Annotated in this window: 15 protein-coding genes; 14 read left to right on the forward strand and 1 reads right to left on the reverse strand. The window is 60.4% G+C overall.

Annotated features, from left to right (window positions below):
- Positions 1-38: 38 nt before the first annotated feature.
- Positions 39-2,858, reverse strand: coding sequence for an excinuclease ABC subunit UvrA (gene uvrA / locus AQ621_RS10900; RefSeq protein ID WP_058341460.1), 2,820 nt, complete (start codon positions 2,856-2,858; stop codon positions 39-41).
- A 212-nt stretch (positions 2,859-3,070) separates the two neighbouring features.
- Here uvrA and AQ621_RS10905 point away from each other — a divergent pair, with 212 nt between their 5' ends.
- From AQ621_RS10905 to AQ621_RS17960, 14 genes are all read left to right on the forward strand, one after another.
- Positions 3,071-4,441, forward strand: a complete 1,371-nt coding sequence (locus AQ621_RS10905; protein WP_058341461.1) for an MFS transporter — start codon at positions 3,071-3,073, stop codon at positions 4,439-4,441.
- Positions 4,442-4,498: 57 nt separating this feature from the next.
- Positions 4,499-5,041: a single-stranded DNA-binding protein gene (gene ssb / locus AQ621_RS10910; RefSeq protein ID WP_058341462.1), complete on the forward strand. Its 543-nt coding sequence runs from the start codon at positions 4,499-4,501 to the stop codon at positions 5,039-5,041.
- A gap of 198 nt (positions 5,042-5,239) precedes the next feature.
- Positions 5,240-6,169 carry a type IV pilus biogenesis protein PilM gene (locus AQ621_RS10915; protein WP_058341463.1) on the forward strand — a complete coding sequence of 310 codons (930 nt, stop codon included), beginning with the start codon at positions 5,240-5,242 and terminating at the stop codon, positions 6,167-6,169.
- Positions 6,166-6,783, forward strand: a complete 618-nt coding sequence (locus AQ621_RS10920) for a PilN domain-containing protein (RefSeq protein ID WP_058341464.1) — start codon at positions 6,166-6,168, stop codon at positions 6,781-6,783. The genes AQ621_RS10915 and AQ621_RS10920 overlap by 4 nt, the downstream gene beginning before the upstream one ends.
- The gene (locus AQ621_RS10925; RefSeq protein WP_058341465.1) at positions 6,776-7,459 is read left to right on the forward strand and encodes a coiled-coil domain-containing protein; all 684 of its coding nucleotides are present in this window, start codon (positions 6,776-6,778) and stop codon (positions 7,457-7,459) included. The genes AQ621_RS10920 and AQ621_RS10925 overlap by 8 nt, the downstream gene beginning before the upstream one ends.
- A gap of 1 nt (position 7,460) precedes the next feature.
- Complete coding sequence (locus AQ621_RS10930; protein WP_058341466.1) at positions 7,461-7,787, forward strand: hypothetical protein; 327 nt, start codon at positions 7,461-7,463, stop codon at positions 7,785-7,787.
- A 17-nt stretch (positions 7,788-7,804) separates the two neighbouring features.
- A complete protein-coding gene (gene mshL, locus AQ621_RS10935; protein ID WP_058341467.1) occupies positions 7,805-9,487 on the forward strand; it encodes a pilus (MSHA type) biogenesis protein MshL in 1,683 nt (560 codons plus the stop codon).
- Positions 9,487-10,326 carry an ExeA family protein gene (locus AQ621_RS10940; RefSeq protein WP_058341468.1) on the forward strand — a complete coding sequence of 280 codons (840 nt, stop codon included), beginning with the start codon at positions 9,487-9,489 and terminating at the stop codon, positions 10,324-10,326. The genes mshL and AQ621_RS10940 overlap by 1 nt, the downstream gene beginning before the upstream one ends.
- Positions 10,323-11,402: an MSHA biogenesis protein MshN gene (locus tag AQ621_RS10945; protein ID WP_058341469.1), complete on the forward strand. Its 1,080-nt coding sequence runs from the start codon at positions 10,323-10,325 to the stop codon at positions 11,400-11,402. The genes AQ621_RS10940 and AQ621_RS10945 overlap by 4 nt, the downstream gene beginning before the upstream one ends.
- Positions 11,399-13,117, forward strand: a complete 1,719-nt coding sequence (locus tag AQ621_RS10950; RefSeq protein WP_058341470.1) for a GspE/PulE family protein — start codon at positions 11,399-11,401, stop codon at positions 13,115-13,117. The genes AQ621_RS10945 and AQ621_RS10950 overlap by 4 nt, the downstream gene beginning before the upstream one ends.
- Positions 13,117-14,346 carry a type II secretion system F family protein gene (locus tag AQ621_RS10955; RefSeq protein WP_058341471.1) on the forward strand — a complete coding sequence of 410 codons (1,230 nt, stop codon included), beginning with the start codon at positions 13,117-13,119 and terminating at the stop codon, positions 14,344-14,346. The genes AQ621_RS10950 and AQ621_RS10955 overlap by 1 nt, the downstream gene beginning before the upstream one ends.
- 3 nt (positions 14,347-14,349) lie before the next feature.
- On the forward strand, positions 14,350-14,883 hold the full coding sequence (locus AQ621_RS10960) for a hypothetical protein (protein WP_058341472.1): 534 nt from the start codon (positions 14,350-14,352) through the stop codon (positions 14,881-14,883).
- A gap of 63 nt (positions 14,884-14,946) precedes the next feature.
- Positions 14,947-15,480, forward strand: a complete 534-nt coding sequence (locus tag AQ621_RS10965; protein ID WP_058341473.1) for a prepilin-type N-terminal cleavage/methylation domain-containing protein — start codon at positions 14,947-14,949, stop codon at positions 15,478-15,480.
- Positions 15,481-15,523: 43 nt separating this feature from the next.
- Positions 15,524-16,030, forward strand: coding sequence for a type II secretion system protein (locus AQ621_RS17960; protein WP_058341474.1), 507 nt, complete (start codon positions 15,524-15,526; stop codon positions 16,028-16,030).
- Positions 16,031-16,043 lie beyond the last annotated feature (13 nt).

Consider the following 16,043-nt stretch of genomic DNA (forward strand, 5'->3'; position numbering starts at 1 on the left):
TCTTTCCGTGTTTTTCAGTGGATTCCGTGGCCAAAACCCTACTTAAGCATCGGCTTCAAATAACGCCCGGTATGTGACGCCGGATTGTCCGCTACCTCCTCCGGAGTTCCCTCGGCAATAATCTGCCCGCCACCAGAACCACCCTCTGGCCCCAGGTCCACAATCCAGTCCGCCGTTTTGATCACATCCAGGTTGTGCTCGATCACCACGATGGTGTTGCCATGGTCGCGAAGCCGCTCCAGTACGTTCAGTAGTTGCTGTATATCGTAGAAATGCAGGCCGGTGGTCGGCTCGTCGAGGATGTACAGGGTTTTACCGGTATCGCGCTTGGACAATTCCTTGGCCAGTTTTACCCGCTGGGCTTCTCCGCCGGACAATGTGACGGCGCTTTGGCCGAGGCGGATGTACGACAAGCCCACGTCGATCAGGGTTTGCAGTTTTCGGGCGATGAAGGGCACGGCGTCGAAGAATTCACGGCCCTCTTCAACGGTCATTTCCAGCACTTCGTTGATGTTTTTGCCTTTGTAGCGTACTTCGAGGGTTTCTCGGTTGTAGCGTTTGCCTTTGCAGATGTCGCAGGGCACGTACACGTCGGGCAGGAAGTGCATTTCTACCTTGATGACACCATCGCCCTGGCAGGCTTCGCAACGGCCGCCTTTGACGTTGAAGGAGAATCGGCCGGGTTTGTAGCCTCGGGACCGGGCTTCCTGGGTGCCGGCGAAGAGTTCACGGATGGGGGTGAACAGGCCGGTGTAGGTGGCCGGGTTGGATCTCGGAGTCCGGCCGATGGGGCTCTGGTCTATGTCGATGACCTTGTCCAGGTGGTCCAGGCCCTTGAGGTTTTTGTAGGGGGCGTGGCTCAGGCTGGTGGCTTTGTTCAGCTTGGCTGCTGCCACCGGATAAAGGGTGGCGTTGATCAGGGTGGATTTGCCGGAGCCGGATACGCCGGTGATGCAGGTCATCACGCCCAGTGGCAGGTTCAGGGTGACGTTCTGCAGGTTGTTTCCGGAGGCGCCGGATAGCACGAGTTTTTTGCCGTTGCCTTTGTTTCGGGCTTTGGGAACGGCAATTTCCTTTTCGCCACTGAGATACTGGCCGGTCATGGACGCCGGGTTGGCGATGATCTCGGCCGGGGTGCCGCGGGCGACGATTTCGCCGCCGTGTACGCCGGCGCCCGGGCCGATGTCGATGACGTAGTCGGCGGCGCGGATGGCGTCTTCGTCGTGCTCCACTACGATCACGGTGTTGCCCAGGTCCCGCAGGTGGGTGAGGGTGGCCAGCAGGCGGTCGTTGTCACGCTGGTGCAGGCCTATGGATGGCTCATCGAGTATGTACATGACGCCCACAAGGCCGGCGCCAATCTGGCTGGCTAACCGGATGCGTTGGGCTTCACCGCCGGACAGGGTGTCGGCGCTGCGTTCCAGTGTGAGGTATTCCAGCCCGACGTTAACCAGGAATTGCAGGCGTTCGCGCACTTCTTTCAGGATTTTCTCGGCAATTTCACCTTTGCGCCCGGGCAGGGCCAGTTCGCTCACGTAGCGATGGGCGTCGCCGACGGGCAGTCGGGTGATTTCCGGCAGGGTACGCTCTTCGATAAACACATGGCGGGCGCTGCGGCGCAAGCGTGAGCCGCCGCAATCCTTACAGGGCTGGGTGCTGAGGTTGCGGGCGAGTTCTTCCCGCATGCTCTGGGAGTCGGTTTCCCGGTAGCGGCGTTCCAGGTTGGGCAGTATGCCCTCGAACGGGTGGGCCTTTTCCATGATATGGCCGCGGGAGTTCACATACCGGAAGGTGATGTCTTCATCGCCGGAACCATACAGCAGGGCCTGCTGGAAGTTTTCCGGCAGCTCCTCCCAGGGTGTTTCCAGATCAATGCCATAGTGCTCCGCCACGCTGGTGAGCATCTGGAAATAGTACACGGCGCGGCGGTCCCAGCCTTTGATGGCGCCGGAAGCCAGGGTGGCTTCCGGGCTCTGGATAACCTTTTCGGCGTCGAAAAACTGGCGCACGCCCAGGCCGTCACAGGTGGGGCAGGCGCCGGCCGGGTTGTTGAAAGAAAACAGCTTGGGTTCCAGTTCGCTCAGGGCGTAGCCGCATTGGGTACAGGCGTAGCGGGCTGAGAAGGTGTGTTCCTCGCCTTCGCCGGTCATGGGCGCGACAAGGGCAATGCCGTCTGCCAGCTCCAGGGCGGTTTCAAAGCTCTCGGCGAGCCGCTGCTCCAGGCCCTCTTTCACCTTGAACCGGTCGACCACCACATCAATCTGGTGTTTGCGCTTTTTATCCAGCGCCGGCACGTCGTCGATGTCGTAAACGGTGCCGTCGACCCGCAAGCGGATAAAGCCCTGGCTGCGCATGGTATCGATTACCTGCAGGTGTTCGCCTTTGCGATCCCGGATGACCGGGGCCAGGATCATCAGTTTGCTGCCTTCCGGCATGGCCATCACCTGGTCGACCATCTGGCTCACGGTCTGGGCTTCCAGCGGCTGGCCGTGGTCCGGGCAGCGGGGTTCGCCGGCGCGGGCGAACAGCAGGCGCAGGTAGTCGTATATCTCGGTAATGGTACCCACAGTGGAGCGCGGGTTGTGGGAGGTGGACTTCTGCTCGATGGAAATGGCCGGGGAAAGGCCTTCGATGTGGTCCACATCGGGTTTTTCCATCATCGACAGGAACTGGCGGGCATAGGTGGACAACGATTCCACGTACCGGCGCTGGCCTTCGGCATACAGCGTATCGAACGCCAGGGAAGATTTACCGGAACCGGAAAGGCCTGTGATGACAATCAGCTTGTCCCGCGGCATATCCAGGTCGATGTTCTTCAGGTTGTGGGTGCGTGCACCCTTGATCTGGATATGATCCATAACACCTCGCTTGGGTAAAAACGTCGATTATATCGTTTTCGGGTGGCGCCGGCTAAACCGTGTACAGATTCCTCTGGCTGCTCTAGGCCGCCCGCAGCCGCTTTCTGCCACCCCGTTGTGAGTAGTCCCGTCTGCATAGCGCTTCTGGTACAATGCGCCGCTCGCAGTGACAGGCTGCGCCTATACATTCAACCAGTCCGGCACGGGTTAGCATGAACGCGCTTGAAAAACGCTCAGTAGTAGCTCTGGCATCGGTATACGCCATGCGTATGCTGGGCCTGTTCATGGTAATGCCGGTCTTCGTTTTGCTGGGCAGCGACCTCAAAGGCGCTACGCCCGCGTTGATCGGTTTCGCAATTGGTGCCTACGGCCTGAGCCAGGCACTGCTGCAGATTCCGTTCGGTTTGCTGTCAGACCGGGTTGGCCGCAAGCGGATGATCTACATCGGCCTGGTTCTGTTCGCAGCCGGTAGTGTGCTGGCTGGCGCTACCGATTCCATATACGTAGTTATTGCCGGGCGGATTCTTCAGGGCGCCGGTGCGATTGCCAGCGTGCTGATGGCGTTGCTCAGTGATCTCACCCGGGAGGAGCAGCGCACCAAGGCCATGGCCACCGTGGGCATTTCCATTGGCCTGTCGTTTTCGGTCTCCCTGGTTATGGGCCCGCTGCTGGGTGCTGCCTGGGGGCTGTCCGGGATTTTCTATACCACGGCGGTACTGGCGGTTCTGGCGCTGGTGGTGGTTGCCCGGGTTGTGCCCACACCGCACCAGCACAAGGTCAGTGCCGACACCCATCCGGCCCGGGAAATGGTCAGCCGTGTCCTGGCTGATGGCCGGCTGCTACGGCTCGATGTCGGCATTTTCATCCTGCACTTTGTACTGACCGCGCTGTTCCTGGTGTTCCCCACCATGTTGCAGGACCAACTGGGGCTGAAGGCCAGTTCCCACTGGTGGTTCTATCTCAGCGTTATGATTACCTCGTTCTTCGCCATGGTGCCGTTCATCATCGTTGGCGAGAAAAAACGGAAAATGAAGCCGGTGCTATGCGGCGCCATCGCCCTGCTGGCATTGGCGGCTGCGTCGATGACCGGTGTCGGCCAGAGCCTGTGGCTGGCGTGGGCTGTGCTATTCTTCTTCTTTATGGCGTTCAATCTGCTGGAAGCCAGCTTGCCGTCGCTGATCAGCAAAGAAGCCCCGGCCGCGGCCAAGGGTACGGCCATGGGCGTGTATTCCACTTCCCAGTTCTTCGGCGCGTTTCTGGGCGGCGCACTGGGCGGATGGCTGTTGCAGACGGCTGGCCTGGAAGGTGTGCTCTGGCTGATGGCCGCAGCGCTGGTGGTTTGGCTGCTGGTGGCGTTAACCATGCCTGCACCGGGTTACACCACCAGTTTTGTGGTACAGCTGAAAAACGCCGTGAGTATCAGTTTTGACGAGATCGACCAGAACCTGAGAAAACTGCCGGGCGTGGAAGACGTAGTGATCGTGGAAGAGGCCGCCATGGCTTACCTGAAGGTAGACCGTCAGCAATTTCGGGAAGAGCAGCTTGCGCACTTTGAATTTGTGCGGCAGGGTAGCACTACTTAAAACACAGGATGCCTGCATGGAACGCAGGCGTTCAGCAAAAGAGACCAGGAGCATACAATGGCACGAGGCGTAAACAAGGTAATTCTTATCGGTAATCTGGGCCAGGATCCGGATACCCGTTACACCCCGAACGGCAACGCGGTGGTAAACCTCAACCTGGCGACCGATGAAAGCTACAAGGATCGTCAATCCGGCCAGCTGGTACCGAAAACCGAGTGGCACCGGGTGGTGTTGTTCGGCAAGGTGGCTGAAGTGGCAGGGCAGTACCTGCGCAAAGGTTCCAAGGTGTATATCGAAGGGCGCCTGCAAACCCGCAAATGGCAGGGGCAGGACGGCCAGGACCGTTACACCACCGAGATCGTGGTGGATATCAACGGCCAGATGCAGATGCTCGACAGCCGTGGTGGCGAAGGCGGCATGAACCAGGGGGCGCCCCAGGGCCGGCCCCAGCAAGCGGCCAGCTACAACAACCCGCCCCCGCAACAGCAGCAGGGTGGTCAGGGTAACCAGAGTGGCGGATACAGCAACCAGCCGCCCCAGCAGCAGGGCGGCGGCATGCCGGAGCCGATTGACGACTTCGATGACGATATCCCGTTCTAAGACAGATCAAAGGCCCGTGCTCTGCGCGGGCTTTTTTGTTACCAACTTGCAAAATTTCCGTGAAATCTTCCGCAAACCGTGGAGTTAGGTTCAACTTCTCATCTATCATGTAAGGCTATGTAAAATTCGCCGAATTTTTGAACATTCAGGACTGTTGCCTGCACTTGGCAATCCTCCGATTTCGATACCAGGGAATTCATGATCCTGACCTCTGCGGTTCATTCACTGACAAGGCTGTTCCGGCCCGGAACATCAGCGGGCAAAGTGTGCCTGGAAATCCGGGCCGACGGCATTGCCTGGGCCAGCGCCCCGGGTTTGCCTGGCCAGAAGGCCGGCTTTGCCGAGTGCATGCCGGCCCAGCGCAGTGCGACCCTGGCCGGGCTGGTCTCTGAACAGGGCTGGCGCAAAGTGCCGGTTACCCTGGTGTTGCCCATGGACCAGTACCAGGTGTTTCAGGTGGACCGCCCGGAAGGGGTAGACGATACCGAACTGGCGGATGCCCTGAAGTGGAAGCTGAAAGACTTTCTGGACTTCAGCCCGTCAGACGCGGTTTCAGACGTCTTCGAATTTCCGGAAGACGCTTCCCGTGGTCGCCGGCCCCTGGTGAACCTGGTGGCGGCCCGTAAATCCCTGGTGCAGGAGCTGATCAACCTGGTGCACGATGCCGGGATGGAGCTTGAGCGCATCGACATCGCCGAGCTGGCCCTGCGCAACTTTGCGGCCGCGCTGGATTCTGCCGGCCGGGGCGTTACCCTGGTGCATCTTCGCAACCGGTATGGCCAGATGGTGATCTGCCGGGGCGAAACCCTGTATCTGTCCCGCCGGCTTGAGTTGTCCTACGATGATTTGCAGGATGCCGGCCGGCAGGATAATGCCGTGCAATCCCTGGCGCTGGAAATCCAGCGTTCACTGGATTACTTCGAAAGCCAGCTGGGGCAGGTGCCACCCTCCGGCATCCGGTTGGTGGCGAAGGATGCGGTGCTGCCCTTGTCGTCCATGCTCGCATCTTCCCTGGGCTCTGCGGTAGAAACGCCCGACTGGTCAGAGTTCGCCATGAGCTCTGACCTGGACAGCCGTTGCCTGCTGGCCTGGAGTGCCGGCCTGCCATCCGGGAGAAGCGGTACATGAAGCAGCAGGTCAACCTTTATGTACCGGAACTCCGGCCGGTCCGGCAGCGCCTGAGCGCTGGCACCTGCGTGGTACTTGTGGTGCTGGTTGCGGTTTTGGTGCTGGCCGCCATGGCCTACGGCAACTGGCAGAACCAACAGCTGGCCGGTCAGGCGGATGCCATCGAACGGCAAACAACTCAATTGCAGCAGGCGGTAGAAACCCTGTCGGCGCAGGTTGAACAGCAGCGGCCAGACCCGGAACTGGAGCTGGCGCTGGAACGGGTGACCGATACCATCTCACGCCGGCAGCGTTTGCTCGAGCGGGTAGAAGGGCTGACTGGCAATCACCAGTCGGGTTTCTCGGGCCGCATGGCCGCCCTGGCGCGCCAGATTCCGGAGAACTTGTGGCTTACCGGTATCACGCTGGAGTCCTCTCCTGCGTCCTTGAAGCTGGAAGGTCGCGCACGTTCGCCGGAGCTGGTGCCCGGTTACCTGGAACAGCTGGGTAACGAACCGGTATTTGCCGGCGAAACCTTCCGGCATTTCCAGCTGAGCCGCCCGGACGAAGAAGAGAATACTGGCTGGGTGGAGTTCCGCATGGCCACAGAACATAACGGAGGTGCCAGTGAGTAAGCTCTCCGAACAGCTGGCTGCGGGCGCAGCCTGGTACAACGAACGCCCGGTTCGTGAACGGGGCCTGATTGCGGTAACCCTGTGCGTACTGGTGCTGGTGCTTGGCTGGGAGCTGTTTGTGGCTCCGGTAGACGCGCAGAAGCAGCAGCTGAACAATCGTATCCAGACCCTTTCTGCTAACCGGGACAACCTGCTCAGCCAGCAGCAAACCCTCAGCAGTCAACTGGAGCGTGACCCGTCTGCAGAACTGCGGGAGCGCCTGGCCGCCCGGCAAAACCGCCTTGAGCGACTGGATCAGCAGATTACCGAAACCACCGGCCAGCTGATCGCACCCCGGGATATGGTGGCATTGCTGCGGAACATGCTGGCAGCCCAGCAGGGGCTGACGCTGGAATCCCTGAGCCTGCTGGCGCCGCAGCCGGTATACGGGGAGCAGGGCGTTGCGCCAGATGGCAGCGAGGCCAGGGCGCCTGAGCCTTTGCTGTATGCCCACGATGTGGAACTGACAATCTCAGGCGGCTACCTGAACGTATTGAACTACCTTGAGCGGCTGGAGTCTATGGACGACCGCATCGGCTGGCTGCAGCTGATTTATGACGCCGGCAGCTGGCCCAAGGGTGAGGCCCGTATCCGGGTAAGAACCCTGAGTCTGGAAGCAGCCTGGCTGGGAGTGTGAGATGAGATCAGCAATTTTCGGGCTGGCGATGGTGCTGGCCCTGTTCGCAAGTGCCGGGGCCCATGCCCTGCAAGACCCGACCCGGCCCCCCGATGCCCGCCCGGCGTCGGTACAGAACGTAGCGCCAAGGGATATCGAGCTGGGCTCTATCCTGCTTGGTAGCCAGCGCCGTGTGGCAGTGATTAACGGCGTAGCCCTGCGGGAAGGTGATGACCACGATGGTATCCGGGTTCGCCGGATTCACCGCGACAAGGTAGAAGTAACCGACAGGGGCCAGCCCAGAGTGCTGTATCCGCCAACGCTGCCGCAGGTGCGGATAACCCAATGACAGGCAACCGGATGACAATGACCACGATCAGACCCATAGCTGCAGCCATGGTGGCGCTTACGCTGGCCGCCTGCAGCAATAACCCGCTGATGCGCACGTCTGCCGCCACCTCAACCGAAGTGGCCGGCGAGATTGACAGCACACTGGCCCGGGCCGAGCAGCAAGGTGCAGGTGCTGGCCAGGTTGGCACTGCGCCGGGAGCATTGCCCGCCGACATCAGCAGCCAGCTGTTGCCACCCCTGAGCAGCAGCCAGCAGCAGGACGAACGCTTTGATGTAGACGCATCCGGCATTCCCGCTGCCAGTTTCTTTGCGGCGCTGGTGGAAGGCACCCGCTACAACGTGGTGGTTCACCCCGGTGTTACCTCAAACATCAGCCTGCGCCTGGGCGATGTCACCGTGCCGGAAGTGATGGATATCGCCGCAGACCTCTACGGCCTGGACATTACCCGCAATGGCCGCCTGTTCCGGGTGGCGGCAGATGAAGTCCAGACCCGCCTGTTCCCGATTGACTACCTGCACTTCAAGCGCAAGGGCGGCTCGGAAACCCGGGTCAGCTCCGGCCAGGTCAGCAGTGCCCGCAGCAATAACGACAGCGGCTCCAGTGACAACAGTAGTTCCGGCGAAACCCGTAACCTGGTGGGCACCACCATTTCCACCCAGACCGAATCCGACTTCTGGCAGGATATCCAGAATGCCCTGGCCATGATCGTTGGCCGGGACGGTGGCCAGGTAGTGGTAAACCCCGGTGCCGGCCTGGTGATGGTGCGCGCCGGCTCCGAAGACCTGCGTATGGTGGAAGACTATCTGCGCCGCACGGAGCTGATCATGCAGCGCCAGGTGGTGCTGGAAGCCAAGATTCTGGAAGTAACCCTGAACGAGGGATACCAGCAAGGCATTAGTTGGGCGGATGTCCAAAGCTCTGCCGGCCGTGCCAACTACTTCACCTCTCAGTCGCTCGGTGGCCAGGCGCTTCGCTCACCGGATATCGGTGGCCTGTTCTCTGCCACCGTCAGTGCGGGCGATTTCACCGGCCTGATCCAGTTACTGGGCCAGCAGGGCAATGTCCAGATCCTGTCCAGCCCCCGCATTTCCACCATCAACAACCAGAAAGCCGTGATCAAGGTAGGTACCGACGAGTTCTTCGTGACCGACATTGATTTCGACGACAACAACTCGGCCGTTACCGCCACCGACAGCACCTCCACCTCGGTGGAACTGACGCCCTTCTTCTCCGGTATCTCCCTGGACGTTACCCCGCAGATATCCGAAGACGGCGCCATTACCCTGCATGTACACCCGTCGGTCAGCGAAGTGGCGGACCAGGAAAAAATCATCACCATTGGTGAGCGGGATGTCACCCTGCCGCTGGCCCGCAGTACCGTACGGGAAACCGATAGCGTCATACGCGCCGAGAGTGGCCAGATCGTCGTGATCGGGGGCCTGATCCAGAGCTCCAGCGAAGACGACAATTCTGCCGTACCCTTCTTCAGTGAAATCCCGCTGCTGGGCGAGCTGTTCAAACAGCGCCGGTTTGAATCCCGCAAGAGCGAGCTGGTGATCCTGCTGCGCCCGGTGGTGGCCAACGCCAGCCAGATGCAGGCGGATGTAAGGGCCAGCCGTGAACGCATGAACGTGCTGCGGGAGTTGCTGGAATCGTCTGAATCTGTGAAGCCGCAACCCGAGGGTGCTCCGCGCTGATGTACCAGAGCCATTTCGGACTGCAGGAAGCACCGTTTGCATTGACGCCCAACACCCGCTATTTCCTGCGGGCGCCCAGCCATTCCGAAGCTCTGGAGTTGCTGCTTGTGGCCCTGCGCGAGCGTGAGGGCTTCATCAAGGTAACCGGCGAGGTGGGCACCGGCAAGACCCTGCTGTGCCGCCTGTTGCTGAACGAACTGGATAAAGACGCCTGCACCGCCTACGTGCCCAACCCGGGCCTGCCCCCGGAAACTCTGTACGAAGCGGTGGCGGAAGAGCTGGGTGTGGATGTCAGCCGGTGCGCCAATATGCACCAGGTGCTGAAAGCCCTGAACCAGCGCCTGATTGAACTGGCCATGGAACAACGGCCGGCGGTATTGGTGATTGATGAAGCCCAGGCCATGCCTGAGGCCACCATTGAAGCCCTGCGCCTGCTGACCAACCTGGAAACCGAAAGTACCCGGCTGCTGCAGGTGGTACTGTTCGGTCAGCCGGAACTGGATACCATGCTGGCCAAAGACAGCCTGCGCCAGCTGCGCCAGCGCATCACCTTCCAGACCCGCCTGCAACCCCTGAGCCGTGACGCCGTTGGCCAGTACCTGCGCCACCGCCTGGCCCAGGCTGGCCATAACGGAGCAGACCTGTTCACCGCCGGCGCGTTGAAAGTACTCTGGCGGGCCTCTGGTGGCATTCCTCGCCTGGTGAATATCCTCGCCCATAAAGCCCTGTTGGCAGCCTGGGGACAAGGTGACCGGCAGGTTGCCCGCAAACACGTATTACAGGCGGTTCGAGACACCGAAAGTGCCCGTGCCGTGGGCTGGCTGGGGGGCTGGTTATGAGCCTTCTGAACGATGCCCTGCGCCAGGCCGAACAGCGCCAGAACAAACCACAGGTATCTGCGGCCTACACCGGCCAGACCGCACAGGCCACAGGCGGCTCCAGGGCTGTACCGGTGTTGATTGTGCTGCTGGTGCTGGCTTTGCTGGCGGCCGGCGTAGCCTGGTGGCTGCTTGCCAAAAACAGCGCCGAGCCAACGGTTGAAACCACTGAAACGGTGGCGCAAATCGAGCCGGTGCAGCCGCAGCCGATCAAACCGGCAGAGCCGGAGCCGGTTGCCGCTCCTGAGCCGGCGGCAACAATCGCCGAGCCTGTTACCGTAGAAGCGCCCAAACCGGAGCCTGCGGTGAAGGTTGCCGAGGCCCCGAAACAGCCGGAACCGGTAGCCGCCGCCCCGGCACCGAAGACAGAACCCCAGCCGGAGGTTCGGCCAGAGCCACAACAAGAGGTCGCAGTTGCAGCTGAACAGCCGGCCCCGGTCGCCCAGGTAAAACAGTCCCGGGAAACCCCGCAAGCCATCGACCTGCGCACCAGCCGTGAACTGCAAAGGCTGCTGGCCAGTGGCGACAACGTAGCCGCAGAAAACTTGCTAACACGGGTAACGGAAAGCCAGCCGGCGCCCAACAGCCGGGAAATCTTCGCCCGGGAAATGCTGGTGCAGGGCATGGCTGGCCGAGCGCTGGAATGGTTGCCGCAAAGCCTGACTAACGAACACGCCGGCCTGCGCTTGCTGCGGGCAAGGGCCTTGCTGGAGCAGGGGAACCTGGATACAGCCGTGGCCACCCTGCAAAGCCGGGTGCCACCGGTTGCCGACGGCATTGAATACCGGGTGACGTTAGCCACCCTGTTACAGCAAGCGGGCGAGGCGGAAGAGTCTGCCGGCCACTGGTCTGAACTGATTGCCTACGACGACAGCCGTGGCGCCTGGTGGCTGGGCCTGGCCATTGCGCTGGAAACCGGCGGCCGCACCCGCAGTGCGGTGCAGGCCTATGCCCAGGCGGCGACCTTGCCGGGCCTGTCGCCCTCGCTGGCGGATTACGCCCGGCAGCGACTGAATGCATTACAGGCGGGATCATGAGTACGGAACCGAAAAAGAAAATCCGGATCGGTGACCTGCTGGTCCAGAACGAGGTTATTACCGAAGAACAGCTGTCGGTGGCCCTGCGCGAGCAGAAAAGCACCGGCCGCAAGCTCGGCCGTACCCTGATCGAGCTGGGTTACCTGGACGAAGATACCCTGCTGAACATCCTGTCGCGCCAGCTGAACGTGCCCTTCGTGCAACTGCGCCACTACCAGTTTAACGGCGAACTGGTAAAACGCCTGCCGGAAGCCATGGCGCGCCGGTTCCGCGCCATTGTGCTGGCGGAACAGAGTGGCGAACTGTTGGTAGGTATGGCCGACCCGCTGGATATCTTCGCCTACGACGAACTGGTGCGCGTACTTAAACAGCCGGTACGCCAGGCCGTGGTGCGCGAAAGCGAACTGCTGAACACCCTCGACCTGGTCTACCGCCGTACCGATGAAATCGCCTCCCTGGCCGAAGAGCTGGAAGACGAACTGGGTGACGACGCCTTCGACCTGGCCGCACTGTCTGCCGAATCCGAAAGCGCCGATGCACCGGTGGTGAAACTCCTGCGCACCCTGTTTGAAGACGCGGTGCAGGCCCGCAGCTCCGATATCCACATCGAGCCGGATGAAACCGTGGTGCGCATTCGCCAGCGCATCGACGGCGTGTTGCAGGAACAGGTGATGAAAGAAAAGCGCGTAAACGCCGCGCTGGTGCTGCGCCTGAAACTGATGGCCGGCCTGAACATCTCCGAAAAACGCCTGCCCCAGGATGGCCGCTTCAACGTGCGGGTGAAAGGCCGCAGCATTGATGTGCGGGTATCCACCATGCCAGTGCAGTACGGCGAATCGGTGGTGATGCGTTTGCTGGACCAGAGTGAAGGCCTGCTCAACCTGGAAAGCACCGGCATGCCGCCCAAGCTGCTGGAACGCTTCCGCAAACTGATCAAAAAGCCCCACGGCCTGGTGCTTGTTACCGGCCCCACCGGTAGCGGTAAGACCACCACCCTATACGGTGCCCTGAGCGAACTGAACAACGCGGAAGTGAAAATTATCACCGCCGAAGACCCGGTGGAATACCGCCTGCCGCGCATTACCCAGGTGCAGGTAAACCCGAAAATCGGGCTGGAATTCTCCAGCATTCTGCGTTCGGCCCTGCGCCAGGACCCGGACATCATCCTGGTGGGCGAAATGCGAGACCAGGAAACCGCCGAGATCGGCCTGCGTGCCGCCATGACCGGCCACCTGGTGCTGTCCACCCTGCACACCAACGACTCCATCAGCAGCGCCATGCGCCTGATCGACATGGGTGCCGAACCCTTCCTGGTGGCCAGTTCCCTGCTGGGCGTGGTGGCCCAGCGGCTGGTGCGCCGGGTATGCGACAACTGCAAGGAAACCTACGAACCCAGCCAGCAGGAGCAGATCTGGCTGCAGTCGTTCGACCTGGACCCGCTGGATATGGAGGCCGGCTTCGTAAAAGGCCGTGGCTGCTACCAGTGCAGCAATACCGGTTACCGGGGCCGGGTGGGCGTCTATGAAATGCTGGAAATGGACGAAGACATGCTTGATGCCCTGCGCCGTAGGGATGTCAGCGACTTCACCAAGGCCGCCCGGCGCAGCCCGCTGTTCCGGCCGCTGGGCCAGTGTGCCATGGACTACGCCTTGCAGGGCGTAACCTCCCTGCAGGAAGTCGCCCGGGTAGCGGCAACCAGTGAGGGTGCCAGCTGATGCAGTTCAGTTACCGGGGCAAAGACAGCCGTGGCGCTGTCCAGCAGGGGTTGCTCACCGCCGCCAGTGCCGAGGCCGCGGCCAGTGAACTCATGCGCCGCGGTATTACCCCGCTGGCCATCCGGGAACAGCAGGAAAAGAAAAGCGCATCCCTTGGCAAACTGAACCTGAATATTTTTGCCGACAAGGTCACCCTGGACGAACTGATCGTGTTCTGCCGGCAAATGCACGCACTCACCAAGGCCGGCATACCCTTGATCCGCACCCTGCGCGGGCTGGCGGAAACCACCCGCTCGCCGGCACTGGCAGAGGTGCTGGAAGATGTCTGCAACCGGCTGGAAGGCGGTACCACCATGGCCACCGCCATGCAGGCCCATCCGGAAGTTTTCTCCGACCTGTTCGTGGCCATGATTCACGTAGGCGAAAACACCGGCCTGCTGGACGATGCCTTCAAACGCCTGTCGGAAATCCTGGAACTGGAACGGGACACCAAGCGCCGGGTAAAACAGGCGCTGCGTTATCCCATCTTTGTGATTGTGGCCCTGCTGGCGGCCCTGATGGTGGTGAACTTCCTGGTGATTCCCAAGTTTGCCAACGTGTTTGAACGCATGGGTGCAGACCTTCCGCTGCTCACCCAGGTTCTGGTGGGCACCTCCAACTTCCTGCTGAACTACTGGTACGTGATGCTGTTTGCCACAGCGGCCACCGCCGTCTTGCTGCGCCAGTGGGTGCAAACAGAAAAAGGCCGGCTGGTATGGGACAGGTACAAATTGAAATTACCGGTGATCGGCCCGCTGCTGCAGCTGATTACCCTGAGCCGCTTCGCCCGCAACTTCGCCACCATGCTGCGGGCCGGCATGCCGGTAACCAGTGCACTGAGCGTAGTGGCCGATGCCACCGACAACGCCTGGCTGGCCAGCCACTTCAAAGACATGCGCCAGGGCATTGAGCGGGGTGACAGCCTGCTGCGCACCGCCCGCAGCAGCGGTATGTTCAACCCGCTGATTCTGCAGATGATTGCGGTAGGCGAAGAAACCGGCTCGGTAGACGACATGCTCAACAACGTGGCCGATTTCTACGACGAAGACGTGGACTACGGCCTGAAGCGGCTGGCGGAATCCATCGAGCCGATACTGATTGTGGTGATGGGCGTATTGGTACTTATTCTGGCGCTCGGCGTATTCCTGCCAATATGGGATTTGGGATCCGCCGCCATGGGGCGGGGATAAGCCTTGGCAGGCCCGGACGGCCGGACAGCGGCAGACAACCACCGCCGCTTCCGGGCACTGGTTGCCTTCAGCATACTGGCCATTGCCATGTGGTTTTTGCTGGACGCCATAGAACAAACCCAGTACCGGGCCGAGCAGCAAAGTGCGCGGCTGATGCTGAACCAGGTGCGCAGTGCCCTGGTAGTGCGCAGTGCCGAAGCCATACTGACCCGGGGCGAAACCCTGGAACAGTTGGCCGGCCTGAACCCGCTGCCCCTGCTGGACTTTGGCACCGGGGCGCAAGTTGAAACGAGTTGCGAGGAACTGGCCCCGGACAAACCGGGCTGGTGCTTCAACCCACAGCAGCAATGGCTGGTTTACCAACCCGGCCAGCCCCTGCTGCTGGAAGGTCGCCGAAGGGAGCCCGGCGCACCGTTTATATGGCAGGTGCAGGTGGATTACGCCGCACCGGCCACTCAGGGAAATAATAAAAACAAGCGGGCTACTGGCCTGAAACTGAGGGAAATTGACGACCATCAAGTAAGCGTAAGTCAGTAGGGAATGGTCATCAGAACACATGAGATAATTATCAATAAGCTTTAACACTCTGAGGAGAATTAAATGAGCGCTAAGCAACGGAACAAAGGTTTTACCCTGATTGAACTGGTGGTGGTAATCGCCATCCTGGCTATTCTGGCAGCGTTTGCGTTGCCGCGGTTTGCGCAGCTTTCGGAAGAGGCGCATAGCTCGAACGTCAAAGCCACTGCGGGTGCATTGGCTGCGGGTGTGGCCTTGGCAAAGGCTCAGTGGGTTGCGAATGGCCTTACAGCAGCGACCGACACCCTCGAAGGCTTCGGTGACGGCGACCTGAACGTTTCCAGCCGCGGCTGGCCGGTAGCCTACACCGGTGGCTATACCGGAGAAGCTGACGGAACCGCTGCCATGAACCCCAGCCGCTGCGAGCAAGTATGGGAAGGTGTTCTGCAATCTAATGCGCCGACGATTACCGGCACTGCGCCTGACTACGTGGTCACTGGTGCGGACTCCGTATGTACCTATACCTACCAGGTAGATGGCCTTGCGGGTACAGCTGATGAAAAGAACATCACTTATGATGCGTCTACCGGTGACATCGAAACCACTGAAAACCAGTAATTTTCACGTAAGACCTAGTTAATCAATCTAACGGAGAAATCCTATGAGAAATATGATTCCGAACAGAAAAGAGAAAGGCTTCACCCTGATCGAACTGGTCATGGTGATTGTGATTTTGGGTATTCTGGCGGCGTTTGCTTTGCCGCGGTTTGCGGATTTTGGTACTGAAGCGAGAGTGTCGTCGATTAATGGTTTGGCAGGCTCTATGAGATCTGCTGCTTCTATTGCCCATGCGCGTCAGTTGGCTGACGGCTCAGCGTCTGATGCTGATGTAATTCTTGAAGGCGTTACTATTGATATGGTTGCCGGTTACCCAACTGCGGATGAAAATGGTATCGAGAAGGCGGCTCAGATTAGCTCCGACTACTCGAAAGACTCGACAGGTGCAGGTCCTGATGCAGGAGATTCAATTGTTTATTACATTGCGCCTGATGAGGGGGCAACGACAACTGATACATCGGACCAATGCCGGGTGAAATATACCGCGGCAAATGATACGAGTGGTTCTGAAGCGCCAATTTCTGTGACCGTACAAACCGGCGGTTGCTAACGATTGTATGAAT

The sequence above is a fragment of the Marinobacter sp. P4B1 genome (assembly GCF_001447135.1).
Lineage (GTDB): Bacteria > Pseudomonadota > Gammaproteobacteria > Pseudomonadales > Oleiphilaceae > Marinobacter > Marinobacter vinifirmus.

Coding starts and splice junctions, on each gene's coding strand:
- AQ621_RS10950 (WP_058341470.1), top strand. CDS start 11,399: ATGAGTACGGAACCGAAAAAGAAAATCCGGATCGGTGACCTGCTGGTC.
- AQ621_RS10905 (WP_058341461.1), top strand. CDS start 3,071: ATGAACGCGCTTGAAAAACGCTCAGTAGTAGCTCTGGCATCGGTATAC.
- AQ621_RS10955 (WP_058341471.1), top strand. CDS start 13,117: ATGCAGTTCAGTTACCGGGGCAAAGACAGCCGTGGCGCTGTCCAGCAG.
- AQ621_RS10915 (WP_058341463.1), top strand. CDS start 5,240: ATGATCCTGACCTCTGCGGTTCATTCACTGACAAGGCTGTTCCGGCCC.
- AQ621_RS10930 (WP_058341466.1), top strand. CDS start 7,461: ATGAGATCAGCAATTTTCGGGCTGGCGATGGTGCTGGCCCTGTTCGCA.
- ssb (WP_058341462.1), top strand. CDS start 4,499: ATGGCACGAGGCGTAAACAAGGTAATTCTTATCGGTAATCTGGGCCAG.
- mshL (WP_058341467.1), top strand. CDS start 7,805: ATGACCACGATCAGACCCATAGCTGCAGCCATGGTGGCGCTTACGCTG.
- AQ621_RS10965 (WP_058341473.1), top strand. CDS start 14,947: ATGAGCGCTAAGCAACGGAACAAAGGTTTTACCCTGATTGAACTGGTG.
- AQ621_RS17960 (WP_058341474.1), top strand. CDS start 15,524: ATGAGAAATATGATTCCGAACAGAAAAGAGAAAGGCTTCACCCTGATC.
- AQ621_RS10940 (WP_058341468.1), top strand. CDS start 9,487: ATGTACCAGAGCCATTTCGGACTGCAGGAAGCACCGTTTGCATTGACG.
- AQ621_RS10945 (WP_058341469.1), top strand. CDS start 10,323: ATGAGCCTTCTGAACGATGCCCTGCGCCAGGCCGAACAGCGCCAGAAC.
- uvrA (WP_058341460.1), bottom strand. CDS start 2,858: ATGGATCATATCCAGATCAAGGGTGCACGCACCCACAACCTGAAGAAC.
- AQ621_RS10920 (WP_058341464.1), top strand. CDS start 6,166: ATGAAGCAGCAGGTCAACCTTTATGTACCGGAACTCCGGCCGGTCCGG.